Origin of the sequence: Streptococcus oralis subsp. oralis, assembly GCF_000960035.1 — a bacterium.
Lineage (GTDB): Bacteria > Bacillota > Bacilli > Lactobacillales > Streptococcaceae > Streptococcus > Streptococcus oralis_G.
In genome coordinates this window covers 1,003,682-1,025,262 of record NZ_JYGR01000005.1, presented here as the reverse complement: position 1 = coordinate 1,025,262, position 21,581 = coordinate 1,003,682, and the positions used below count along the sequence as shown (strand labels likewise).

General features: G+C 41.8%; 18 protein-coding genes. 17 read left to right on the top strand and 1 reads right to left on the bottom strand.

Annotated elements, in window-relative coordinates; genetic code table 11:
- Nucleotides 1–22 precede the first annotated feature (22 nt).
- Nucleotides 23–1,468 (bottom strand): UDP-N-acetylmuramoyl-L-alanyl-D-glutamate--L-lysine ligase, encoded by a 1,446-nt coding sequence (locus TZ92_RS08275; protein ID WP_033630024.1) that lies wholly within the window; start codon nucleotides 1,466–1,468, stop codon nucleotides 23–25.
- A 105-nt stretch (nucleotides 1,469–1,573) separates the two neighbouring features.
- On the opposite strand from TZ92_RS08275, the gene TZ92_RS08270 reads away from it, so the two are divergent.
- The 17 genes from TZ92_RS08270 to nadE all read left to right on the top strand — a co-directional run bounded on the left by TZ92_RS08270 (nucleotide 1,574) and on the right by nadE (nucleotide 21,547).
- Nucleotides 1,574–3,196, top strand: coding sequence for a putative polysaccharide biosynthesis protein (locus TZ92_RS08270; protein WP_000064205.1), 1,623 nt, complete (start codon nucleotides 1,574–1,576; stop codon nucleotides 3,194–3,196).
- 202 nt (nucleotides 3,197–3,398) lie between these two features.
- Entirely contained in the window at nucleotides 3,399–5,357 is a 1,959-nt protein-coding gene (locus TZ92_RS08265) for a peptide ABC transporter substrate-binding protein (RefSeq protein ID WP_033630023.1), read from the top strand.
- A 145-nt stretch (nucleotides 5,358–5,502) separates the two neighbouring features.
- Complete coding sequence (locus TZ92_RS08260) at nucleotides 5,503–6,597, top strand: cystathionine gamma-synthase (protein WP_033630022.1); 1,095 nt, start codon at nucleotides 5,503–5,505, stop codon at nucleotides 6,595–6,597.
- Nucleotides 6,598–6,604: 7 nt separating this feature from the next.
- Nucleotides 6,605–7,771 (top strand): MalY/PatB family protein, encoded by a 1,167-nt coding sequence (locus TZ92_RS08255; RefSeq protein WP_033630021.1) that lies wholly within the window; start codon nucleotides 6,605–6,607, stop codon nucleotides 7,769–7,771.
- 92 nt (nucleotides 7,772–7,863) lie between these two features.
- Nucleotides 7,864–10,959: a pilus expression-regulating Snf2 family helicase gene (locus TZ92_RS08250; protein WP_033630020.1), complete on the top strand. Its 3,096-nt coding sequence runs from the start codon at nucleotides 7,864–7,866 to the stop codon at nucleotides 10,957–10,959.
- Between the two features lie 47 nt (nucleotides 10,960–11,006).
- On the top strand, nucleotides 11,007–11,618 hold the full coding sequence (gene zapJ / locus TZ92_RS08245; RefSeq protein ID WP_033630019.1) for a divisome accessory protein ZapJ: 612 nt from the start codon (nucleotides 11,007–11,009) through the stop codon (nucleotides 11,616–11,618).
- Between the two features lie 11 nt (nucleotides 11,619–11,629).
- Nucleotides 11,630–12,964: a UDP-N-acetylmuramate--L-alanine ligase gene (gene murC, locus TZ92_RS08240; RefSeq protein ID WP_000048081.1), complete on the top strand. Its 1,335-nt coding sequence runs from the start codon at nucleotides 11,630–11,632 to the stop codon at nucleotides 12,962–12,964.
- A 9-nt stretch (nucleotides 12,965–12,973) separates the two neighbouring features.
- Nucleotides 12,974–13,441 (top strand): GNAT family N-acetyltransferase, encoded by a 468-nt coding sequence (locus tag TZ92_RS08235; RefSeq protein WP_033630018.1) that lies wholly within the window; start codon nucleotides 12,974–12,976, stop codon nucleotides 13,439–13,441.
- Nucleotides 13,438–13,941 (top strand): GNAT family N-acetyltransferase, encoded by a 504-nt coding sequence (locus tag TZ92_RS08230; protein WP_033630017.1) that lies wholly within the window; start codon nucleotides 13,438–13,440, stop codon nucleotides 13,939–13,941. Before TZ92_RS08235 ends, TZ92_RS08230 begins: the two co-directional genes overlap by 4 nt.
- A 74-nt stretch (nucleotides 13,942–14,015) precedes the next feature.
- Entirely contained in the window at nucleotides 14,016–15,767 is a 1,752-nt protein-coding gene (mltG, locus tag TZ92_RS08225; protein ID WP_080702654.1) for an endolytic transglycosylase MltG, read from the top strand.
- A gap of 62 nt (nucleotides 15,768–15,829) precedes the next feature.
- Nucleotides 15,830–16,312: a transcription elongation factor GreA gene (gene greA, locus TZ92_RS08220; protein WP_000818765.1), complete on the top strand. Its 483-nt coding sequence runs from the start codon at nucleotides 15,830–15,832 to the stop codon at nucleotides 16,310–16,312.
- 76 nt (nucleotides 16,313–16,388) lie between these two features.
- Entirely contained in the window at nucleotides 16,389–17,753 is a 1,365-nt protein-coding gene (locus TZ92_RS08215; protein ID WP_033606132.1) for an amino acid permease, read from the top strand.
- A 99-nt stretch (nucleotides 17,754–17,852) separates the two neighbouring features.
- The gene (locus tag TZ92_RS08210) at nucleotides 17,853–18,263 is read left to right on the top strand and encodes a GNAT family N-acetyltransferase (protein WP_080702653.1); all 411 of its coding nucleotides are present in this window, start codon (nucleotides 17,853–17,855) and stop codon (nucleotides 18,261–18,263) included.
- A gap of 198 nt (nucleotides 18,264–18,461) precedes the next feature.
- Nucleotides 18,462–18,671, top strand: a complete 210-nt coding sequence (locus TZ92_RS08205) for a helix-turn-helix transcriptional regulator (protein ID WP_001107501.1) — start codon at nucleotides 18,462–18,464, stop codon at nucleotides 18,669–18,671.
- Nucleotides 18,661–19,149 carry a DUF6773 family protein gene (locus TZ92_RS08200; RefSeq protein WP_033630016.1) on the top strand — a complete coding sequence of 163 codons (489 nt, stop codon included), beginning with the start codon at nucleotides 18,661–18,663 and terminating at the stop codon, nucleotides 19,147–19,149. Before TZ92_RS08205 ends, TZ92_RS08200 begins: the two co-directional genes overlap by 11 nt.
- A 116-nt stretch (nucleotides 19,150–19,265) precedes the next feature.
- Entirely contained in the window at nucleotides 19,266–20,726 is a 1,461-nt protein-coding gene (locus TZ92_RS08195; protein WP_033630015.1) for a nicotinate phosphoribosyltransferase, read from the top strand.
- Complete coding sequence (gene nadE / locus TZ92_RS08190) at nucleotides 20,723–21,547, top strand: ammonia-dependent NAD(+) synthetase (protein WP_033630014.1); 825 nt, start codon at nucleotides 20,723–20,725, stop codon at nucleotides 21,545–21,547. Before TZ92_RS08195 ends, nadE begins: the two co-directional genes overlap by 4 nt.
- The last annotated feature ends 34 nt before the right edge of the window (nucleotides 21,548–21,581 follow it).

The window sequence follows — 21,581 nt, the reverse complement described above, 5'->3', positions numbered from 1 at the left end:
GGGAATGTTTCCCTTGATTTTTTTATAGATAACGTTCTGCGATAGCTGCGTCTCCAGGATAGTCTTCTTTCTTTCCTTGGACGATTTGGTAACAATCAGCTCCCTTGCCTGCAATAATCACAGCATCGAGTTCTTGATTTGTGATGGCCATCGCCGCCTTGATGGCTTGTTCACGATCGGCAATCTTTTCAACAGGATGACTGATATAGCTGCTAATTTCTTCAGCAATGGCCATTGGATCTTCATAGTTGGGGTCATCCGCAGTTAGAAAGACTTGAATCTCAGGATGTTGATTGAGGAGAAGACCAAAGTCCTTACGACGGCTTTCGCCCTTGTTTCCAGTCGAACCGAGAACCAGAGCAATCTTTCCAGTTTGATGGGTTTCAACAACAGAAATCAGTTTTTTCAGACTATCGCCATTGTGGGCATAGTCGATGAAGACCTTGGCTCCATTTTTCTGAGTGAGAACTTCCATACGTCCAGGGACGCGGGTTGTAGCGATCCCTTTTTTGATGTCCTCCAGACTGGCACCTAGACGAAGACAGGCAAGTCCTGCAGCAACTGCATTTTCTTGGTTAAAGTGGCCGATGAGTTGGATATCATAATCACCAGCGAGTTTACCTGTAGCGAAAAAGCTAAAGGCTTTGGAGTTCTCGATTTGGTTACTTGACTGGCTACCATAGAAGTCATGTTCTTGATCTTCTACTTGTTCTTTCAATACAGAAAAGTGGTCCATGTCGCTGTTAATGACAACTGCTCGGCTATTTTTCATCAAGAGACGTTTGTGATAGAAGTAGTCTTCAAAGCTAGGATGCTCAATCGGACCGATATGGTCAGGAGTGATGTTAAGAAAGACACCTACATCAAAGGTCAGGCCATAGACTCGATGAACAAGATAGGCTTGGCTAGAGACTTCCATTACAAGATGGGTTCTTCCATTCTTAACAGCCTGAGCCATCATGTCGAAAAGATCGATATTTTCAGGCGTTGAGAAGGAAGATTTAAAGAAGGTCTCGCCATCCAGAGTTGTGTTCATAGTTGACAAGAGAGCTGTTGGGTAGCGTTGAGATAGGATGTGGTAAGCAAAGTAAGCAGCTGTTGTCTTTCCTTTTGTCCCTGTAAAAGCGAGAATTTTAAGTTTTTCTTGTGGATTACCGTAAAATTCCATAGCAATCAAACTCATGGCTTTTTTGATATCGTTCACAATGATGACGGGGATACCGACTTCGTAGTCCTTTTCGGCAACGTACCAGGCTAAACCCTGACTTATAGCGGATAGGAGGTATTCTTTTTTAAAGGCAGCACCTTTTGCAAAAAAAAGAGTCCCTTCTTTTACTTTTCTGCTGTCGTAACTGATGCTATCAAAAACAACTTCACTGTAGTTGTAGTGGTAATGTCCTTGATCAATAATCTCGCGAAAAAGGCCATCTTTCTTTAAAATATCTAATACGGTTTCAATCTTAATCATACTTTCTATTATAAACTTCAAGCCCGAATTTTACAAGTAACAAGGAAAAGTTTATAATGGAAGATAAGGAACTTTTCCTAGTTATCAAAATTGAATGAGGAAGCTATGTCTAACGAAAACAATCACCAGCAAGCCCAGATGTTGCGAGGGACTGCTTGGCTAACAGCTAGTAACTTTATTAGTCGCCTCCTTGGTGCTATCTACATTATTCCCTGGTATATCTGGATGGGGACCTATGCTGCTAAGGCAAATGGACTCTTTACCATGGGCTACAATATTTACGCCTGGTTTTTGCTGATTTCGACAGCGGGTATCCCAGTTGCGGTCGCCAAACAAGTGGCTAAGTACAATACCATGCGAGAAGAAGAGCATAGCTTTGCCTTGATTCGGAGTTTCCTAAGCTTTATGACGGGCTTAGGCTTAGTCTTTGCTTTGGTCTTGTATCTCTTTTCTCCCTGGTTAGCAGATTTGTCAGGTGTGGGGAAAGACCTGATTCCCATCATGCAGAGCTTGGCTTGGGCAGTCTTGATTTTCCCATCTATGAGTGTCATTCGAGGTTTCTTCCAAGGGATGAATAACCTCAAACCCTATGCTATGAGTCAAATCGCTGAGCAGGTGATCCGTGTCATCTGGATGTTGATGGCAACCTTCTTCATTATGAAGATGGGTTCTGGTGATTACTTATCAGCCGTTACTCAGTCAACCTTTGCAGCCTTTGTGGGGATGGTGGCAAGTTTTGCAGTTTTGATTTACTTCCTTGCCCAAGAAGGTTTGCTCAAAAGAGTTTTTGAAACACGGGATAAGATCAATAGTAAGCGACTTTTGGTTGATACCATCAAGGAAGCCATTCCCTTTATCCTGACAGGATCAGCCATCCAGCTCTTCCAGATTTTAGACCAGATGACCTTTATCAATAGTATGAAGTGGTTTACCAACTACAGTAATGAAGACTTGGTTGTCATGTTTTCTTATTTCTCTGCCAATCCTAATAAAATTACCATGATTTTAATCTCTGTAGGGGTTTCCATTGGTAGTGTTGGTTTGCCACTGTTGACGGAAAACTATGTAAAAGGCGACTTGCAGGCGGCGGCTCGCCTAGTCCAAGATAGCCTTACCATGCTCTTCTTATTTCTACTACCGGCAACGGTTGGAGTGGTCATGGTAGGGGAGCCTCTTTATACAGTCTTTTACGGTAAGCCAGATAGTCTGGCCATGGGCTTGTTTGTCTTTGCAGTTTTGCAGTCTACTATCCTAGGCTTGTATATGGTCTTGTCTCCTATGCTTCAGGCCATGTTCCGAAACCGCAAGGCAGTTCTATACTTCATCTATGGTTCCATTGCTAAGATTGTCTTGCAATTGCCAACCATTGCTATTTTCCATAGCTATGGTCCCTTGATTTCAACGACTATCGGTTTGATTATTCCGAATGTCCTGATGTACCGAGACATCTGCCAGGTAACGGGTGCTCGTCGAAAGATAATCTTGAAGCGAACCATTTTGATTACCATCTTGACCCTTGTCATGTTTATCCTAGTTGGCTTCTTGCAGTGGCTACTCGGTTTTGTCTTCCAACCAAGTGGACGTTTTTGGAGTTTCCTTTATGTGGCTCTCATCGGAGGGCTTGGAGGAGGTCTTTATGGTTTGATGAGCCTACGGACACGACTCCTGGACAAGATAATCGGCAAAGCTCAAGCAGACAGACTACGTACACGATTGAAAATATCGTAAAAAGATTTATAAATAAAAGTAATAAATTTTACCTTTCTTTAACAGAAAGGTTTTTATACTACATTTTTCTTAAAAAAAGAGAACTTTTTCTAAAATTAAGAGCAAAAAATATGTTTTTTTAAGTTTTTCTTCAGAAATCACTTGACTAAATAAAACCAAAGCTGTATAATAAGACAAAACTTTTAAACAGGAGGTTCTGGAAATGAAAAAGTCTAAGGCCAAGTATCTGACACTTGCAAGTGTCGTGTTAAGCGCAGGTATCTTACTGAGCGCATGTGGAAATTCAAGTAGCGCTACTAAAACATATAACTATGTTTATTCGAGCGATCCATCTAGTTTGAACTATCTTGCTGAAAACCGTGCAACAACCAATGACATCGTGACCAATTTGGTGGATGGGTTGATGGAAAATGACCAATACGGTAACTATGTTCCATCATTGGCAGAGGATTGGACTGTTTCCCAGGACGGTTTGACCTATACTTACAAATTGCGTAAGGATGCAAAATGGTATACTTATGAGGGTGAAGAATACGCCCCTGTAACGGCCCAAGACTTTGTGACAGGTTTGAAATATGCTGCTGATAAAAAATCCGAAGCCTTGTACCTTGTTCAAGACTCTGTAGCAGGTTTGGATGACTATATCAACGGGAAAACAACTGACTTTTCAACTGTCGGTGTTAAGGCGATTGACGACCAAACAGTTCAGTACACTTTGACACGTCCAGAATCTTATTGGAATTCTAAAACAACTTCAACCATTCTCTTCCCTGTCAATGCAGATTTCTTAAAATCAAAAGGGGATGACTTTGGTAAGGTAGACCCTTCTAGTATTTTGTACAATGGACCTTTCTTGATGAAATCGTTTGTTTCAAAATCTGTTATCGAATTCAAGAAAAATCCCAACTACTGGGATGAAAAAAATGTCTTTGTGGATGATGTGAAATTGGCCTATTATGATGGTAGTGACCAAGATGCACTAGCACGTAACTTTGTAGAAGGAGTCTATAGCTACGCGCGTCTCTATCCAAATAGCTCAAGCTTTGAAGGAATTAAAGAGAAGAACAAGGATAACATCATCTATAGTATGCAAAATGCAACTTCTTATTACTTGAACTTCAACTTGGACAGAAAGTCTTATAACTTCACGTCTAAATCTTCAGATATCGAAAAGAAATCAACCCAAGAAGCAGTTCTGAATAAAAACTTCCGTCAAGCCTTCAACTATGCTTATAACCGTACAGCCTATGGAGCACAATCTCAAGGGGAGGACGGAGCAACAAAGATTATTCGTAACTTGGTTGTACCTCCAACATTTGTAAGTATCAACGGAAAAGACTTTGGCGATGTTGTTTCAGAAAAGATGGTCAACTATGGCCAAGAATGGCAAGGAATCAACTTTGCAGATGCGCAAGATCCATACTACAATCCTGACAAGGCTAAAGCTAAATTTGCAGAAGCTAAGAAAGAATTGGAAGCTAAGGGTGTGCAATTTCCAATCCACTTGGATGTATCTGTAGACCAATCAGCTAAAAAAGGTGTACTTGAAGCAAGCTCTTTGAAACAATCCATCGAATCTGTTCTAGGAGCTGAGAATGTGGTTATCGATATCCAACAGCTATCAACAGATGACTTTGACAACTCTAGCTACCTAGCTCAAACTGCAGCTCAAAAAGACTTTGATATCTATAATGGCGGTTGGAGTGCGGACTACTTGGATCCATCAAGTTATCTTGATATCTTAAATGTCAATAACGGTGGTATGTTGCAAAACATTGGTCTAGAACCAGGTGAGGTCAATGACAAGGCTAAGGCAGTTGGTCTGGATACTTACACTCAAATGTTAGAAGAAGCGAACAAGGAGCAAGATCCAGCAAAACGTTATGAAAAATATGCTGAAATTCAAGCTTGGCTCGTTGATAGCGCCCTTGCAATTCCAAACGTTTCTCAGGGTGGAACACCGACCTTGAGAAAGACAGTTCCATTCTCATCACCATTCTCACAAGCTGGAAATAAGGGTGTCGAATCATACAAGTATCTCAAGTTACAAGATAAGACTGTAACGGCTGATGAGTATGAAAAAGCTAAAGAAAAATGGCTAAAAGAAAAAGAAGAATCAAATAAAAAAGCCCAAGAAGAACTGGCAAAACACGTTAAATAACCAGTCTATTCAACAGGAAAAACGATAGTTTCTCAAGGAACTATCGTTTTTATATAGTTTGAAACTATAACTAGCTCTTGAAAACAAGAAAATGAGTTAGTGAAAATAAGTGGTACAATAGTTACTATAGATTTGGAGGTATTGTATGAGCAAAGAACTACACATCAACACAATTTTGGCCCAGGCTGGGATCAAGTCAGATGAGACTACAGGTGCCTTGGTAACACCGCTTCATTTTTCAACCACTTATCAGCATCCAGAGTTCGGTCAGTCTACGGGCTTTGACTATACTCGTACCAAAAACCCAACTCGCAGTAAGGCGGAGGAAGTATTGGCGGCGATTGAATCAGCAGACTATGCACTAGCAACGAGTTCAGGTATGTCTGCGATTGTACTGGCCTTTAGTGTCTTTCCTGTAGGAAGTAAAGTCTTGGCAGTTCGAGACCTTTATGGTGGTTCTTTCCGTTGGTTCAACCAAGTGGAGCAGGAAGGTCGTTTCCATTTTACCTATGCCAATACTGAAGCAGAGTTGATTGCTGAGCTGGAAAATGATGTGGATGTTCTCTATATCGAAACGCCAACCAATCCCTTGATGTTGGAATTTGATATTGCAAAACTGGCAAAACTAGCTCATGACAAGGGTGCCAAGGTAGTGGTGGACAATACCTTCTACAGCCCAATTTACCAACGACCGATTGAAGACGGTGCAGATATTGTTCTTCATTCGGCTACCAAATATCTAGCAGGGCACAATGATGTTTTGGCTGGGGTAGTTGTGACTAATAGTTTAGAACTATATGAACAACTGTTCTACAATCTCAATACGACAGGTGCGGTCTTGTCTCCATTTGATAGTTATCAGTTGATTCGTGGTCTTAAGACCTTGTCACTGCGTATGGAGCGTTCGACAGCTAATGCGCGAGAAATTGTGGCCTATCTGAAAGGTTCACCTGCAGTCAAGGAAGTTCTCTATACTGGTCGTGGGGGAATGATTTCCTTTAAAGTGGCTGATGAAAGTCGAATTCCTCATATTTTAAATAGCCTCAAGGTTTTCTCTTTTGCTGAGAGTTTAGGTGGGGTGGAGAGTCTGATCACCTATCCGACGACTCAAACCCATGCGGATATTCCAGCAGAAGTGCGCCATTCCTATGGCTTAACAGATGACCTCTTGCGTTTATCCATTGGGATTGAAGATGCTAGAGATTTGATTGCGGACTTGCGCCAAGCTTTGGAAGGATAAGATAGATATGGGAAAATATGATTTTACAAGCCTGCCCAATCGTTTTGGGCACCATACCTATAAATGGAAAGAAGCAGAAGCTGACCGAGAAGTTCTACCAGCCTGGATAGCAGATATGGACTTTGTGGTTTTGCCTGAGGTTCGACAAGCTGTACAAGCCTACGCAGATCAGTTGGTCTATGGCTATACCTATGCTAGTGATGCTTTGATTGAGTCGGTTCAGAACTGGGAAGCTAGTCAACACGGCTATCACTTTGACAAGGATGCCCTCGTCTTTATAGAGGGAGTGGTACCAGCTATCTCAACAGCTATTCAAGCCTTTACAAAAGAAGGAGAGGCTGTTCTGATTAACACACCGGTCTATCCACCTTTTGCCCGCAGTGTCAAACTGAACAATCGCAGATTGATTACCAATTCTTTGGTGGAAAAGGACGGGCTGTTTGAGATTGACTTTGACCAGCTGGAGAAGGAATTGGTGGGAGAGGATGTCAAACTCTATATCCTTTGCAATCCCCACAATCCTGGTGGACGTGTTTGGGAAAAGGAAGTGTTAGAAAAGATTGGTCATCTCTGCCAAAAACATGGTGTTTTGTTGGTTTCAGATGAGATTCACCAAGATTTGGCCCTCTTTGGTCACAAACACCAGTCTTTTAACACCATTGATCCCGCCTTTAAAGACTTTGCCCTTATCTTGAGCAGTGCCACTAAAACCTTTAATATTGCTGGGACCAAGAATTCCTATGCAGTTATTGAAAATCCAAAGCTTCGTGTGGCTTTCCAAAAACGCCAGTTGGCCAATAACCAACATGAAATCTCAGGCTTGGGGTATTTGGCGACAGAAGCTGCCTACCGTTATGGTAAGGACTGGTTAGGAGAGTTAAAAGAAGTCATCGAGGACCACATTAACTATGTAGTGGATATTTTGGGCAACGAAACCAAGATTAAGGTCATGAAACCACAAGGTACCTACTTGATCTGGCTTGATTTTTCAGCCTATGACCTAACGGATGACCGCTTGCAAGAGCTTTTGAAGAATGAAGCCAAGGTTATCTTGAACCGAGGTTTGGACTTTGGGGAGGAGGGAACTCTTCATGCCCGCCTCAATGTAGCTATGCCGAAGTCCGTACTGGAAGAAGTTTGCCAACGTATCGTGACCACTTTTGCTACACTTTAAAAATCCAGCCTTCTAGGAGAAAAGTCTTCCTAGAAGGCTATTTTCGTAGGGGAAAATGTGGTATAATGAAAAGATAAGATAAAGGGGTAACTATGGCTAAATTGATTCCGGGAAAGTTGCGCATGGAGGGGGTTACTCTCTATGAAACGGGCAATATTGAGATTATCAAGGAAAAAGGGAATTGTCTCTATACACGTGTCGCGGGAGAAGACTTACGCTACAGTTTAGAGGATGATCTAGTTTTTTGTGCTTGCGATTTTTTCCAAAAAAGAGGTTATTGTGTTCACCTCGCAGCGCTCGAGCATTATCTGAAAAATGATGAAGAAGGCCAGGTGATTTTACAAGCCTTAGAAAAAGGACATGAAGAGCAAGAAAAGGTCGAAACCAAGGTTAGTTTTGGCGGTAGTTTTTTGGAGCGGATCCAACCTCAGAAGCGAGAGAAAATCTACACTTTGTCGGCTCAAGGTCAGGTGGAAGCTGGGACCAATCGCCTCCTTTGGACACTCCGAATCGGTTTAATTGATAGTCAAAAATATTATGTCATTCGTGACATCCCTCTCTTTTTGAAGATCTTGGTTCATCGAAAGCCATATATGATTGGGAAACACTATGAAAATGACTTGTCTTGGGATGCTTTTGATACAGCTAGTCAAGAAGTTCTTACTTTTTTATGTGGCTTGATTGAGGAGGGACTGAGTCAAGACCTCTTTTTCCCCAATCAAGGTCGTCACCTCTTTTTCCCTCTGACCTTTTTTGAGCAGGGAGTGGAGTTGCTGATGAACTTGGAAGATTTTCATTTTGAGCACCAGATTACTAGTTATGAAAATCTTCTCTTTCATGATTTAGATCCAGAAGCAAACCTTTTCTCTTTTGCTGTGCAGGAGTATCCCGATTATTTTGAGATGGAGATTTCTGAAAGTGAGCGAGTTAACGTATTCTATGGAGGGGCAGTTCTCTTTCGTAAGGGGAATCTTTATCTCTTAAACCCTAAACAAATCAGCCTCCTAAAGGAAATCAAAGAGCTCCCTCAGGAGGAAAGAGGGAGAAAATGCCTCCAGTTTGACAACAGTGATCGTGACCGTCTGGCCGCCTGTCTTCCTTTATTTGGACAGCTGGGTACAGTTTCTGCTCCTGTGCGCTTGCAAATTAGACCCTTTTCACCAATCTTTTACTTTGATAGGGAGAATGACGGCCGCATCCGTTTGGATATCCAGTTTGACTATGGAGATGTTAAGGTAACTAGTCGTCAACAGCTGGAAAAATTACCATTTTCAAGCGATGCCGTCTTGGAAAATCAGCTATTTCAAGTCTGTTTAGGGGCTGGTTTTGAGGCTGATTTTCAGTCTTGGAGACAGGCTTTGAAGCCAGAGGCAGTTTATTCTTTCTTTCACCATACGATTCCAGCTTTTGAGAAGTTGGGTCAGGTTTTTTTGTCTGATGAGATGAATCAGCTCTACAGCGTCCAAGCTCCTCAGGTTCAGATTGAGTCCAAGGGAGGACTGTTGGAAATTCAATTTGATTTCCAAGGGATTGCACAAGAAGAGATTGATCAAGCTCTTAAAGCCCTGACCAGCAATCAGGATTTCTATATCAGTTCTTCTGACCAAGTGTACTTTTTTGATGAGGAAACCAAGCAGATTCGTCAAAATTTGCAGGAACTGGGGGTTGAGCTAAAAGATGGTTCTTTTCAGGCTCGGAAATCCCTAGCTTACAGTTTGTCTCAGTTGTTTGAAGGTCGAGACAGGATCTCCTTCTCGGAAGAATTTCGGCATTTAGCTCATGATTTGACCCATCCAGAGGACTTTCCTTTGGGAGATATACGGGTGCAGGCGAGTTTGAGAGACTACCAGGAAAAGGGTGTTCGTTGGCTCCAGATGCTTCATCACTATGGTTTTGGTGGCATCCTAGCCGATGATATGGGACTGGGAAAAACACTGCAAACCATCGCTTTTTTGACCAGTCAGGTGACAGAAGATAGTCGAGTCTTGATTTTGGCGCCGTCAGGTTTGATCTACAATTGGGCAGATGAATTTAGAAAATTTGCCCCACAGTTAGATTTGGCTGTCGTTCATGGTTTGAAAGCGAATCGAGAAGCAATTCTTTCTGAAAATCACCAAATCTATGTGACTAGCTATGCCACCTTTCGTCAAGACAGCGAACTTTATCAAGAGATGGCTTTTGATTTTCTCTTCTTAGATGAAGCCCAGGTCATGAAAAATGCCCAAACCAAGATTGCTCAGAGTTTGCGCCAGTTTGTGGTGCCGGCAGTCTTTGCTTTGTCAGGTACGCCCATCGAAAATCATTTAGGAGAGTTGTGGTCTATCTTCCAAATTGTGCTACCGGGGCTCTTGCCAAGTAAAAAGGAGTTTATGAAATTACCGGCTGACCGAGTCGCGCAGTTTATCAAGCCTTTCGTCATGAGGCGTAAGAAAGAAGAAGTTCTTACAGAACTACCTGACCTGATCGAAGTCGTCTATAAAAATGAACTGGAAGACCAACAGAAGGCCATCTATCTCGCCCAGTTGCAACAGATGCGAGACCGCCTAGCGCAAGTGACAGATCAAGAATTCCAAAGAAGTCGGGTAGAAATCTTATCTGGACTCATGCGTTTGCGCCAGATCTGCGATACGCCAGCTCTCTTCATGGACGATTACCAAGGAGCTAGTGGTAAATTGGATAGTCTTCGAGATTTATTGCTACAAGTGGCTGATGGTGGGCATCGGGTCTTGATTTTCTCCCAGTTCAAAGAAATGTTGGAAAAAATCGAGCAAGAACTCCCAGACTTGGGCTTGACCTCCTTCAAAATCACAGGTTCAACTCCTGCTCATGACAGACAGGAGATGACCAAGGCCTTTAACCAAGGGGAAAGAGATGCCTTTCTCATCTCCCTTAAGGCGGGTGGTGTTGGTCTCAATCTAACGGGAGCTGATACGGTTATTTTAGTTGACCTTTGGTGGAATCCCGCTGTCGAAGCCCAGGCTATCGGAAGAGCACACCGCATGGGGCAGGAGCAGATGGTCGAGGTCTATCGTTTGATTACCAAGGGGACCATTGAAGAAAAAATCCAAGAACTTCAAGAACAAAAGAAACATTTGGTTTCCCAAGTTTTAGATGGTACGGAGTCGCGTGCGAGTCTCAGTCTGGCAGAAATTCGTGAAATTTTGGGAATTTCTGAAGCCAGCACTTGAAAAATCAAGACAATACGCTATAATGAAGTGTTGAAAGGAAATACAAAATGAAACAAGATCGATTTCCATTGGTGTCAGATGATGAGATCATGCTGACCAAAATGCCAGTCATGGACTTGTACGATGAGTCAGACTTTATTAGCAATATCAAAGGTGATTACCGCGATAAGAACCATTTGGAATGGTCTCCTATCAATGAGGAAGAAACCGTAGTTTCTCCAGTGGTTAATAAGGAGTCAAAGCCAAGTCCAGAACCTAAAAAAGTTGAAAAAACGTATGCTGAATTGGCTCGAGAAGAGGCGCGTGCGGACTTGAAGAAGAAACGTTCAGCCAAGTATTTGACTCAGGATGTTAGTCATACTAGACGACACAATGGTTCAACACTTGTTCGTCAAGGAAACCAACCAACAGCACCATTTCAAAAGGAAAATCCAGGTGAGTTTGCCAAATTTAGTAAAAACTTGAGCCAGTCTCACTATATCTTAGCTGAGGGTGTTGGCCAAGTGGCGAATCCAACTCCGAAAAACCAAACGGAAAAAGGTAAAAAGAACAACTACGATTTTCTAAAGAAGAGTCAAATCTATAATAAAAAGAATAAGCAAACGGAACAGGAACGTCAGGTTGCCCAAGAGTTGAATCTGACAAGAATAACTGAGTAGGGGGGAAAAGCATGTCAAAAACATATCATTTTATTGGAATCAAGGGATCAGGGATGAGTGCCCTAGCCTTGATGTTGCACCAAATGGGACACAAGGTTCAAGGTTCAGATGTTGAAAAATATTACTTTACTCAACGTGGACTAGAGCAGGCAGGGATTGCGATTCTTCCTTTTGATGAAAAGAACTTACAAGGTGATGTGGAGATTATCGCGGGGAATGCCTTCCGTCCAGATAACAACGTTGAAATCGCCTATGCAGATCAAAATGGTATCAGCTACAAACGTTACCATGAATTCCTAGGTAGCTTTATGCGTGACTTTGTCAGCATGGGGGTTGCAGGAGCGCATGGTAAGACATCAACGACTGGGATGTTGTCTCACGTTTTGTCTCATATCACAGATACCAGCTTCTTGATTGGTGACGGGACAGGTCGCGGTTCGGCCAATGCTAAATATTTTGTCTTTGAATCAGACGAATATGAGCGCCATTTCATGCCTTACCACCCAGAATATTCTATCATCACCAACATTGACTTTGACCATCCAGACTACTTTACAAGTCTAGAGGATGTTTTCAATGCCTTTAACGACTATGCCAAACAAATTACCAAAGGTTTGTTTGTATACGGTGAAGATCCTGAGTTGCGTAAGATTACAGCCAATGCACCAATCTATTACTATGGGTTTGAAGCTGAGGGCAATGACTTTGTAGCTAGTGATCTCCTTCGTTCAACAACTGGTTCGACCTTCACCGTTCATTTCCGTGGACAAGAATTGGGTCAATTCCACATTCCAACCTTTGGTCGTCACAATATCATGAATGCGACAGCTGTTATTGGTCTTCTTTACACAGCTGGCTTTGATTTGAACTTAGTGCGTGAACACTTGAAAACTTTTGCAGGTGTTAAGCGTCGTTTCACTGAGAAAATTGTCAATGATACAGTGATCATTGATGACTTTGCCCACCATCCAACAGAAATCATTGCAACCTTGGATGCGGCTCGTCAAAAATATCCAAGCAAGGAAATCGTGGCAGTCTTCCAACCGCATACCTTTACAAGAACCATTGCCTTGTTGGACGAATTTGCCCATGCATTGAATCAAGCAGACGCCGTCTACCTAGCGCAAATCTATGGATCAGCTCGTGAGGTGGACCATGGTGATGTCAAAGTAGAAGACTTAGCTAATAAAATCAACAAGAAACACCAGGTTATTACTGTTGAAAATGTTTCTCCACTCCTAGACCATGACAATGCTGTTTACGTCTTTATGGGTGCAGGAGACATCCAAACCTATGAATATTCATTTGAACGTCTTTTGTCTAACTTGACAAGCAACGTCCAATAAGGAAAACAGATGGAAATTCCAATCACAATAAGGCAAGCTACCCTATCAGATTTAGAAGAAATGTTGGCGATTGAAGAAGCCAATCCTTCATCAGAAGAGACACTTAGCCGCCAATCCTTAGAAGAGAGTATCCGCAAGTCTGCGGGTACCTTTCTTGTAGCTGGGGATGAAAATCAGCTCCTAGGCTATGTTTTGGGAGAAGCTCAGTCTATTCATCCCAAATGGATAGAAATAAAATCCTTGACCATTCATCCTGACTATTGGGGACAGGGACTGGGAACTCTTCTTCTTGCAGCCTTGAAACAGGTGACAGTCGAACTAGATTACCAAGGTATTCTTTTGCAAAGTCCTGATGAACTACTATCATATTTTGAAATGAATGGCTTTGTTGAAGAAGAAGTGACCGAGAGTCATTATGGCAGTGGTTCTGAATGGTATCTGATTTGGGAAAATCCCTTTTATCAGGAGGAAATATGAAAATCAGACAAGCAAGATTTTCGGATTTGGATCGGATTATAGAGATAGAGCTGGAGAATTTTTCACTGGAGGAAGTCATTCCTCGTTCGGTCTTTGAGGCGCATTTGCAGGAAATTCAGACCAGTTTTCTGGTAGCTGAAAAAGAGGGGCGTATTCTTGGTTATATCGAAGGTCCAGTCGTTCCGAACCGCCATCTACATGATCAGTCCTTTACAGAAAAAATAAAAGACTATAGTCATCAACCTGGAGGTTATATTTCTGTGACTTGCCTATCTATTGCCAAGGAAGCACAAGCTTTGGGAGTTGGGAAAAGACTATTAAAGGCTCTGAAAGAAGTCGCTTTAGAACATGAACGAGAGGGCATTAACTTGACGTGTCATGACTACCTTATCGCCTATTATGAAAAACATGGCTTTGTTAATGAAGGAATATCTCAGTCAAGCTTTGCTGGGGAAACATGGTATGATATGGTCTGGCAGCCTGAAAATAAAGAAAACTAGCTAGGGAATGCCCTAGTTGGTTGCTTTTCTGCGACTTTTAAGATATAATATTATGGATTGTCAACAAGGAGGTAATGCTTTTGACTGAAAAATCAAGAGAAGAAGAAAAATTAAGCTTTAAAGAGCAGATTCTACGTGATTTAGAAAGAGTAAAAGAACAAGATAGAAGAGAGAAAGAAGTAGAGATTCCAAATCTGACGGCTTCATCATCTCCAGCTAGTTCAGCAACTCCTTCAGATCTTGAACCAGAAACATCAACAGAAGAGTTGATGGCTGATTCCCTATCTGTTGTCGATAAAATTCTAAAGAATGCACCAGGTGTTCCTCCACTTTCAAGTGCTAGAACTGATGAAACGGATGGACAAGAAGAGAAAGAGATTAGACAGCCAATCATTGACAAGATTGAAGTTGTAGAATCTGAAGAACCTCTAGTAGAGCCGATTCATCTGGCTGAAGAACCTATAGTGGAACCTGTTCAACCTAAGGTAGAACCAGTTGAACTCAAATCGGAAGAAAAAGAATTTAACGATACTCCAACCAAGGTTGCCGTAACCTATAAAACAGAAGACAAGAAAGAGGAAATCACCCCAGGGATGCCTGAAAGAGTTGAGCCTGTTTCTACAGAATCTAGCAGTGGATTAGCTGATGCTCCGCGTCGTAGTCGTCGTCAAGGTGCAACATCAACTAAGAAAAAGACAAAATCAAAAGCTAAAGGTTGCCTAGTAACAGTTCTAGTTCTCCTAGTACTCGTTGCAGTTGGTGGTTACTTTGGTTATGGTTATGTTCAAGATTCCTTGAAACCTGTGGATGCGAGCTCTAAGGACTATGTAACGGTTCAAATCCCAGATGGTGCAAATGTTCAAGAAATTGGAAGCACCTTGGAAAAATCTGGTTTGGTTAAACATGGACTGATTTTTAGTCTTTATGCTAAATACTATAGCCATGCCAACTTGAAGTCAGGTTATTACAACTTGAAGAAGAGTATGAGTACGGATGAGTTGATTCAAGAATTGGAAAAAGGTGGGACTCCTGAAGCTCAGGCACCTGTTCTTGCAAACTTGACAATTCCAGAAGGCTATACATTAGAGCAAATCGCTCAAACAGTAGGACAACTTCAAGGTGAATTTAAAGAACCTCTTACTGCGGATGCTTTCTTGGCAAAAGCTCAAGATGAGACCTTTATCTCACAATTAGTAGCCAAGTATCCAAACCTACTTGGAAGTCTTCCAACAAAAGACAGTGGCGTTCGTTATCGTCTTGAAGGCTACCTTTTCCCAGCGACCTATACGATCAAAGACAGTACAACTGTTGAAAGTTTGATTGATGAGATGGTGGCTGCTATGGATAAGGCTATGTCACCATATTACGCTACGATCAAAGAAAAGAATCTGACAGTTAATGAATTGCTCAGCATTGCTTCTCTTGTCGAAAAAGAAGGTGCTAAGACCGAGGACCGCAAGAAAATCGCAGGTGTCTTCTATAACCGCTTGAATGTTGGTATGCCACTTCAAAGTAATATCGCTATCCTATATGCTCAAGGAAAACTTGGTCAAAAAATTAGTTTAGCAGATGACGCTGGAATTGATACAACGATTGATTCACCATACAATGTTTACACACACCTTGGCCTCATGCCTGGACCGGTTGATAGCCCAAGTTCGGATGCGATTGAAGCAAGTGTAAACCAGACAAAGAGTGAGTACTTGTACTTTGTAGCCAATGTTGAAGATGGTAAAGTATACTTTGCAACAACAAAAGAAGAACATGATCAAAACGTTGCAGAGCACATCAATAGCAAGTTACCTCAAGCAAGTAGTTCAAACTAAAATTATGTGGTTTTCCACATAATTTTGTTTTAAAAAAGTAAATAGAAAAGAAAGTTAAAAAAATGGCAGAAAAAACTTACCCAATGACCCTTGAAGAAAAGGAAAAACTAGAAAAAGAATTAGAGGAGTTGAAACTCGTCCGTCGTCCCGAAGTCGTAGAGCGTATCAAGATTGCTCGTTCCTATGGAGACCTTTCAGAAAATAGTGAGTATGAAGCAGCGAAAGATGAACAAGCTTTTGTTGAAGGACAAATTTCAAGTTTAGAAACAAAAATTCGTTATGCTGAAATTGTTAATAGCGATGCGGTTGCCCAAGATGAGGTAGCAATCGGTAAAACCGTAACAATCCAAGAAGTCGGTGAAGACGAAGAAGAGGTCTACATCATCGTCGGTTCTGCAGGTGCAGATGCTTTTGCTGGTAAAGTATCAAATGAAAGTCCGATTGGACGTGCTTTGATTGGCAAGAAGACTGGTGATACTGCAACGATTGAAACACCAGTTGGTAGCTATGATGTCAAAATCTTAAAGGTTGAAAAAACAGCTTAAATAGGATAAAAAAGGAGTAGTGAAGGTTTTACCTTGCTCAACTCCTTTTTGGTTTTTTGGATAAATAGGAGACTATATGAGTTCAAATAAGAAGAAAAATAAAATGGAGCGTGGTTTAACCAATCGCCATGTTCAGGTGATGGCCATTGCGGGAACAATCGGAACAGGACTTTTTCTGGGTGCCGGTCGCTCTATCAGCCTTACAGGACCTTCGATCATCCTGATTTACATGATTACAGGAGCCTTTATGTTTTTGATGATGAGGGCTGTTGGGGAGATGCTATATCAGGATCCAGAACAGCATACCTTTATCAACTTTATCACCCGTCATTTGGGGAAAGGCTGGGGATATTTTTCAGTTTGGTCTTATTGGTTGTCTGTTGTCTTTATCGGTATGGCAGAAATCACTGCCATCTCAGACTATGTCCGCTTCTGGTTCCCTACCTGGCCTAGCTGGATGATTCAGCTTGTCTTTTTAACGATTTTGGCTTTGGTCAATCTGATTGCGGTTAAGCTCTTTGGAGAAGTCGAGTTTTGGTTTGCTATGGTCAAGATTGTGGCGATTTTAGCCATGATTGCCACTGGGGTCTTTATGGTTTTGACAGGCTTTAAGACACCGCATGGTGTTGCAAGCTTGGCAAATATCAGCGACCAGTTCTCTCTTTTTCCAAATGGAGTTATGAACTTTGTCATGGCCTTTCAAATGGTATTTTTCGCCTATCTGATGATTGAGTTTATCGGGGTGACAACTTCTGAAACAAAGAACCCTCGTCAGGTCTTGCCCAAAGCTGTTAAGGAAATTCCTCTCAGAATTATCTTCTTCTATGGGGGAGCTCTTATTGCGATTATGGCCATTATTCCTTGGTCTTATCTTAATTCTTCAGATTCTCCATTTGTAACGGTTTTTGAACTGGCAGGGATCAAGTGGGCAGCGGCTCTAATCAACTTTGTTGTCTTGACCTCAGCAGCGTCTGCTCTTAACTCAACTCTCTACTCAACAGGGAGACACTTATATCAGATTGCCCATGATTCGCCCAATCGTTTCTTAAAGGCCATCAAGGTCGATACCCTTTCTCGCCACAATGTTCCACAAAATGCCATCATTGCCTCAGCAATCTTGATTGCTCTCGCCGCCTTTATCAATGTGTTGCCAGGTGTTTCAGATGCCTTTGCTTTGATCACAGCATCCTCATCAGGTGTTTATATCGCTATTTATATCTTGATTATGGTGGCTCATCTAAAATACCGCAAGTCACAAGATTTCATGGCTGATGGCTACCTCATGCCTCAGTATCGCTTGCTTAATCCCCTAACCATTCTCTTTTTTGTCTTTGTTTTTGTGACTCTCTTTTTGCAAGAGTCGACTTTCATGGGGGCAGTTGGTTCTGCTATCTGGATCCTTGTTTTTGGGGTTTATAGTCAGTGGAAATTTAGAAAATAAATCATGAACTCATCAACTCTGTTTGGTGAGTTTTTCTAGTTTGACAGTCTATTGAAATAGGATTATAATCAAGCTGTAGCAGTTTATTAGGAGGTTTGAATGCACGTTAGATTGGAAAATAAGGAATCGCATAAAGCGCAAGAAATAGGGGATTTGATTCGTGCTTATAATCGCTCTAAAAGAGAAGAGGCTGAAAGCGAGCCGCTGAACCTTTATGTCGAAGACGAAATGGGCAATCTCATGGCAGGCTTAGTAGCTGAGACTTTTGGAAATTGGTTGGAAATCGAATATTTGTTTGTGAAAGAGGAATTACGGGGACAAGGAATTGGTTCACAACTACTGCAACGAGCTGAAAATGAAGCCAAGAATCGAAATTGTCGTTTTGCTTTTGTCAATACCTACCAGTTTCAAGCGCCAGATTTTTATCTAAGCCATGGCTACAAGGAAGTTTTTACCTTGCAAGACTATCCCTATACAGGACAAAGATACTATTACCAAAAGGATTTGTGACCTAGACTTCTTTCCTTTGAAGAGGGGCTTAGCTAAGTAGCAAAAAAGAACGAATACTCTTTATCATGTAAGATGATAGAGAGTTTTTTGTTAACAAAAACTTACAAAATGACATTTATATATTGCATTAAGTTAGATATATGGTATAATGTTTTTGAAAAGAAGCGCAACTTTTTAAAAATTAAAAGGAGGAAACAAGTGGCTAAAAATTTAAAGTTAAAGCTAGCTCGAGTTGAGTTAGATATGACACAAGGGGATTTGGCAGAGGCCGTTGGGGTTACGCGGCAGACTATCGGCTTGATAGAAGCAGGGAAATACAATCCTAGTCTCTCCCTCTGCCAGTCTATTTGCAGATGCTTAGGCAAAACTTTGGATCAATTATTTTGGGAGGAAGAAGATGAAAAATAGATTTTTTTATTATCAATTATTAGACGAAAGGGAAGAACAACTGATGAATAAAGCGGGGGCTGAAAGTTTCTATATATCTATAGCTTTCTTGCTTTTATCTTATATGATTACAGTATTAGCACCAAGTCTTTTTAATCCGAGAATGATTCTCATCATTATCATTATTGGAACTTCTTACTTTTTCGGCCGTGCTCGAGATTTGGGTGTGAACTACTATAGTCGTTTTCATTTTACGATTGTAGGGTGTTTGCTGGTAACTCTCGCTATTACGACTCTTTTGATGTTGCAGAATTATCAATTCAATATCGAAATTTATCAGCACAATCCTCTGAATGTTAAATATTTGTCTGCTTGGGTCATTACTTATCTGATTTACCTTCCTTGGGTTTTTATCGGCAATCTCGGCCTTAAAAGTTATGGCGAATGGGCTCAAAAAAAGTTTGAGCAAGATATGGATGAACTGGAGAATGGAGAATAGCTTGTTAGCTTTTTATCAATCTTGGTAAAATGTGTTATAATAGTACTAATTTATCGGATGGTGTGAAAGTGGTAGAATACGTTCATACCTTTGTAAAGTAGGAAGAAGGAAAACAGATGTATCCAGATGATAGTTTGACATTGCACACGGACTTGTACCAGATTAACATGATGCAAGTTTACTTTGACCAAGGAATTCACAATAAGAAGGCGGTCTTTGAAGTTTATTTCCGTCAGCAACCGTTTAATAACGGCTATGCGGTTTTTGCTGGTTTGGAAAGAATTGTACATTATCTTAAAGACTTACGCTTTTCAGATAGCGATATTGACTACTTGGAGTCGCTTGGGTATCATGGAGAATTCTTGGATTACCTACGAAATCTCAAGTTAGAACTAACGGTTCGTTCTGCTCAGGAAGGGGACTTGGTCTTTGCCAATGAGCCGGTTGTGCAGGTGGAAGGACCTCTAGCCCAATGTCAATTGGTCGAAACGGCTCTCTTAAACATCGTTAACTTTCAAACCTTGATAGCGACCAAGGCGGCTCGTATTCGTTCAGTCATTGAAGATGAGCCCTTGATGGAATTCGGGACACGTCGTGCGCAAGAAATGGATGCGGCTATCTGGGGAACACGCGCAGCCGTGATTGGTGGAGCCAACGGGACTAGCAATGTGCGAGCAGGGAAGCTCTTTGGCATTCCTGTCTTGGGTACTCATGCTCATGCCTTGGTACAGGTTTATGGAAACGACTATAAGGCCTTTAAGGCCTATGCTTCAACCCATTGTGACTGTGTCTTTCTAGTAGATACATATGATACGCTTCGCATCGGTGTGCCAGCTGCTATTCAGGTGGCGCGTGAGTTGGGTGATAAGATCAATTTTAAAGGCGTTCGTATCGACTCTGGGGATATTGCCTACATTTCCAAGAAAGTCCGTCAGCAATTGGACGAGGCTGGATTTACAGAGGCTAAGATCTATGCTTCTAATGATTTGGATGAAAATACTATCCTTAACCTCAAAATGCAACACGCTAAGATTGATGTCTGGGGGGTGGGTACCAAGCTGATTACAGCCTATGATCAGCCAGCTCTTGGGGCAGTTTATAAGATTGTGGCTATCGAAGATGAAACTGGTAAGATGCGCAATACCATCAAGCTTTCAAGTAATGCTGAAAAAGTATCGACCCCAGGTAAGAAGCAGGTATGGCGCATTACCAGCCGTGAAAAAGGCAAGTCAGAAGGTGACTACATTACTTATGATGGTGTGGATGTGAGCGGCATGACTGAAATCAAAATGTTCCATCCGACCTATACTTACATCAAAAAGACCGTTCGTAATTTTGATGCTGTTCCTCTCTTGGTGGACATCTTCAAAGAAGGAACATTAGTTTACAGCTTGCCTAGTTTGACTGAGATTCAGGATTATGCCCGTAAGGAATTTGACAAGCTATGGGATGAATACAAGCGCGTGCTCAATCCGCAACATTACCCAGTAGATTTGGCCCGTGATATTTGGCAAGATAAGATGGACTTGATTGATAAGATGCGCAAGGAAGCCCTTGGTGAAGGAGAAGAAGAATGAGTTTGCAAGAGACCATTATCCAGCAACTAGGTGTCAAGCCAGTGATTGACGCCCAGGAAGAAATTCGTCGTTCGATTGATTTCTTAAAGAGATACTTGAAAAAACACCCCTTCCTTAAAACATTTGTACTAGGGATTTCTGGAGGACAAGACTCAACCTTGGCAGGGCGTTTGGCGCAATTAGCTATGGAAGAAATGCGAGCAGAGACAGGAGATGACAGCTACCAATTTATCGCTGTCCGCCTGCCATACGGCGTGCAAGCTGATGAAGCAGATGCTCAAAAAGCTCTTGCTTTCATCCATCCAGATGTCAGTTTGGTTGTGAATATCAAGGAATCAGCTGATGCTATGACAGCAGCAGTTGAAGCGACAGGAAGTCCTGTTTCAGACTTTAACAAGGGAAATATCAAGGCTCGTAGTCGTATGATTGCTCAATATGCCCTTGCGGGTGCCCATAGCGGAGCGGTCATTGGAACAGATCATGCTGCGGAAAATATCACAGGTTTCTTTACTAAGTTTGGTGATGGTGGTGCAGACATTCTCCCTCTTTACCGCCTCAATAAACGCCAGGGGAAACAACTCTTGAAGGAGCTTGGTGCAGACCCAGCCCTTTATGAAAAAATCCCAACAGCAGATTTGGAAGAAGAAAAACCAGGTATTGCAGACGAAGTAGCCTTGGGAGTCACTTATGCAGAAATTGATGACTACCTTGAAGGCAAAACCATCAGTCCAGAAGCCCAAGCAACTATCGAAAACTGGTGGCACAAAGGCCAACACAAACGCCACCTACCAATCACCGTCTTTGATGACTTTTGGGAGTAAAAACCTCCAGTGGAGTTTTTTACCCTGAGCCTAG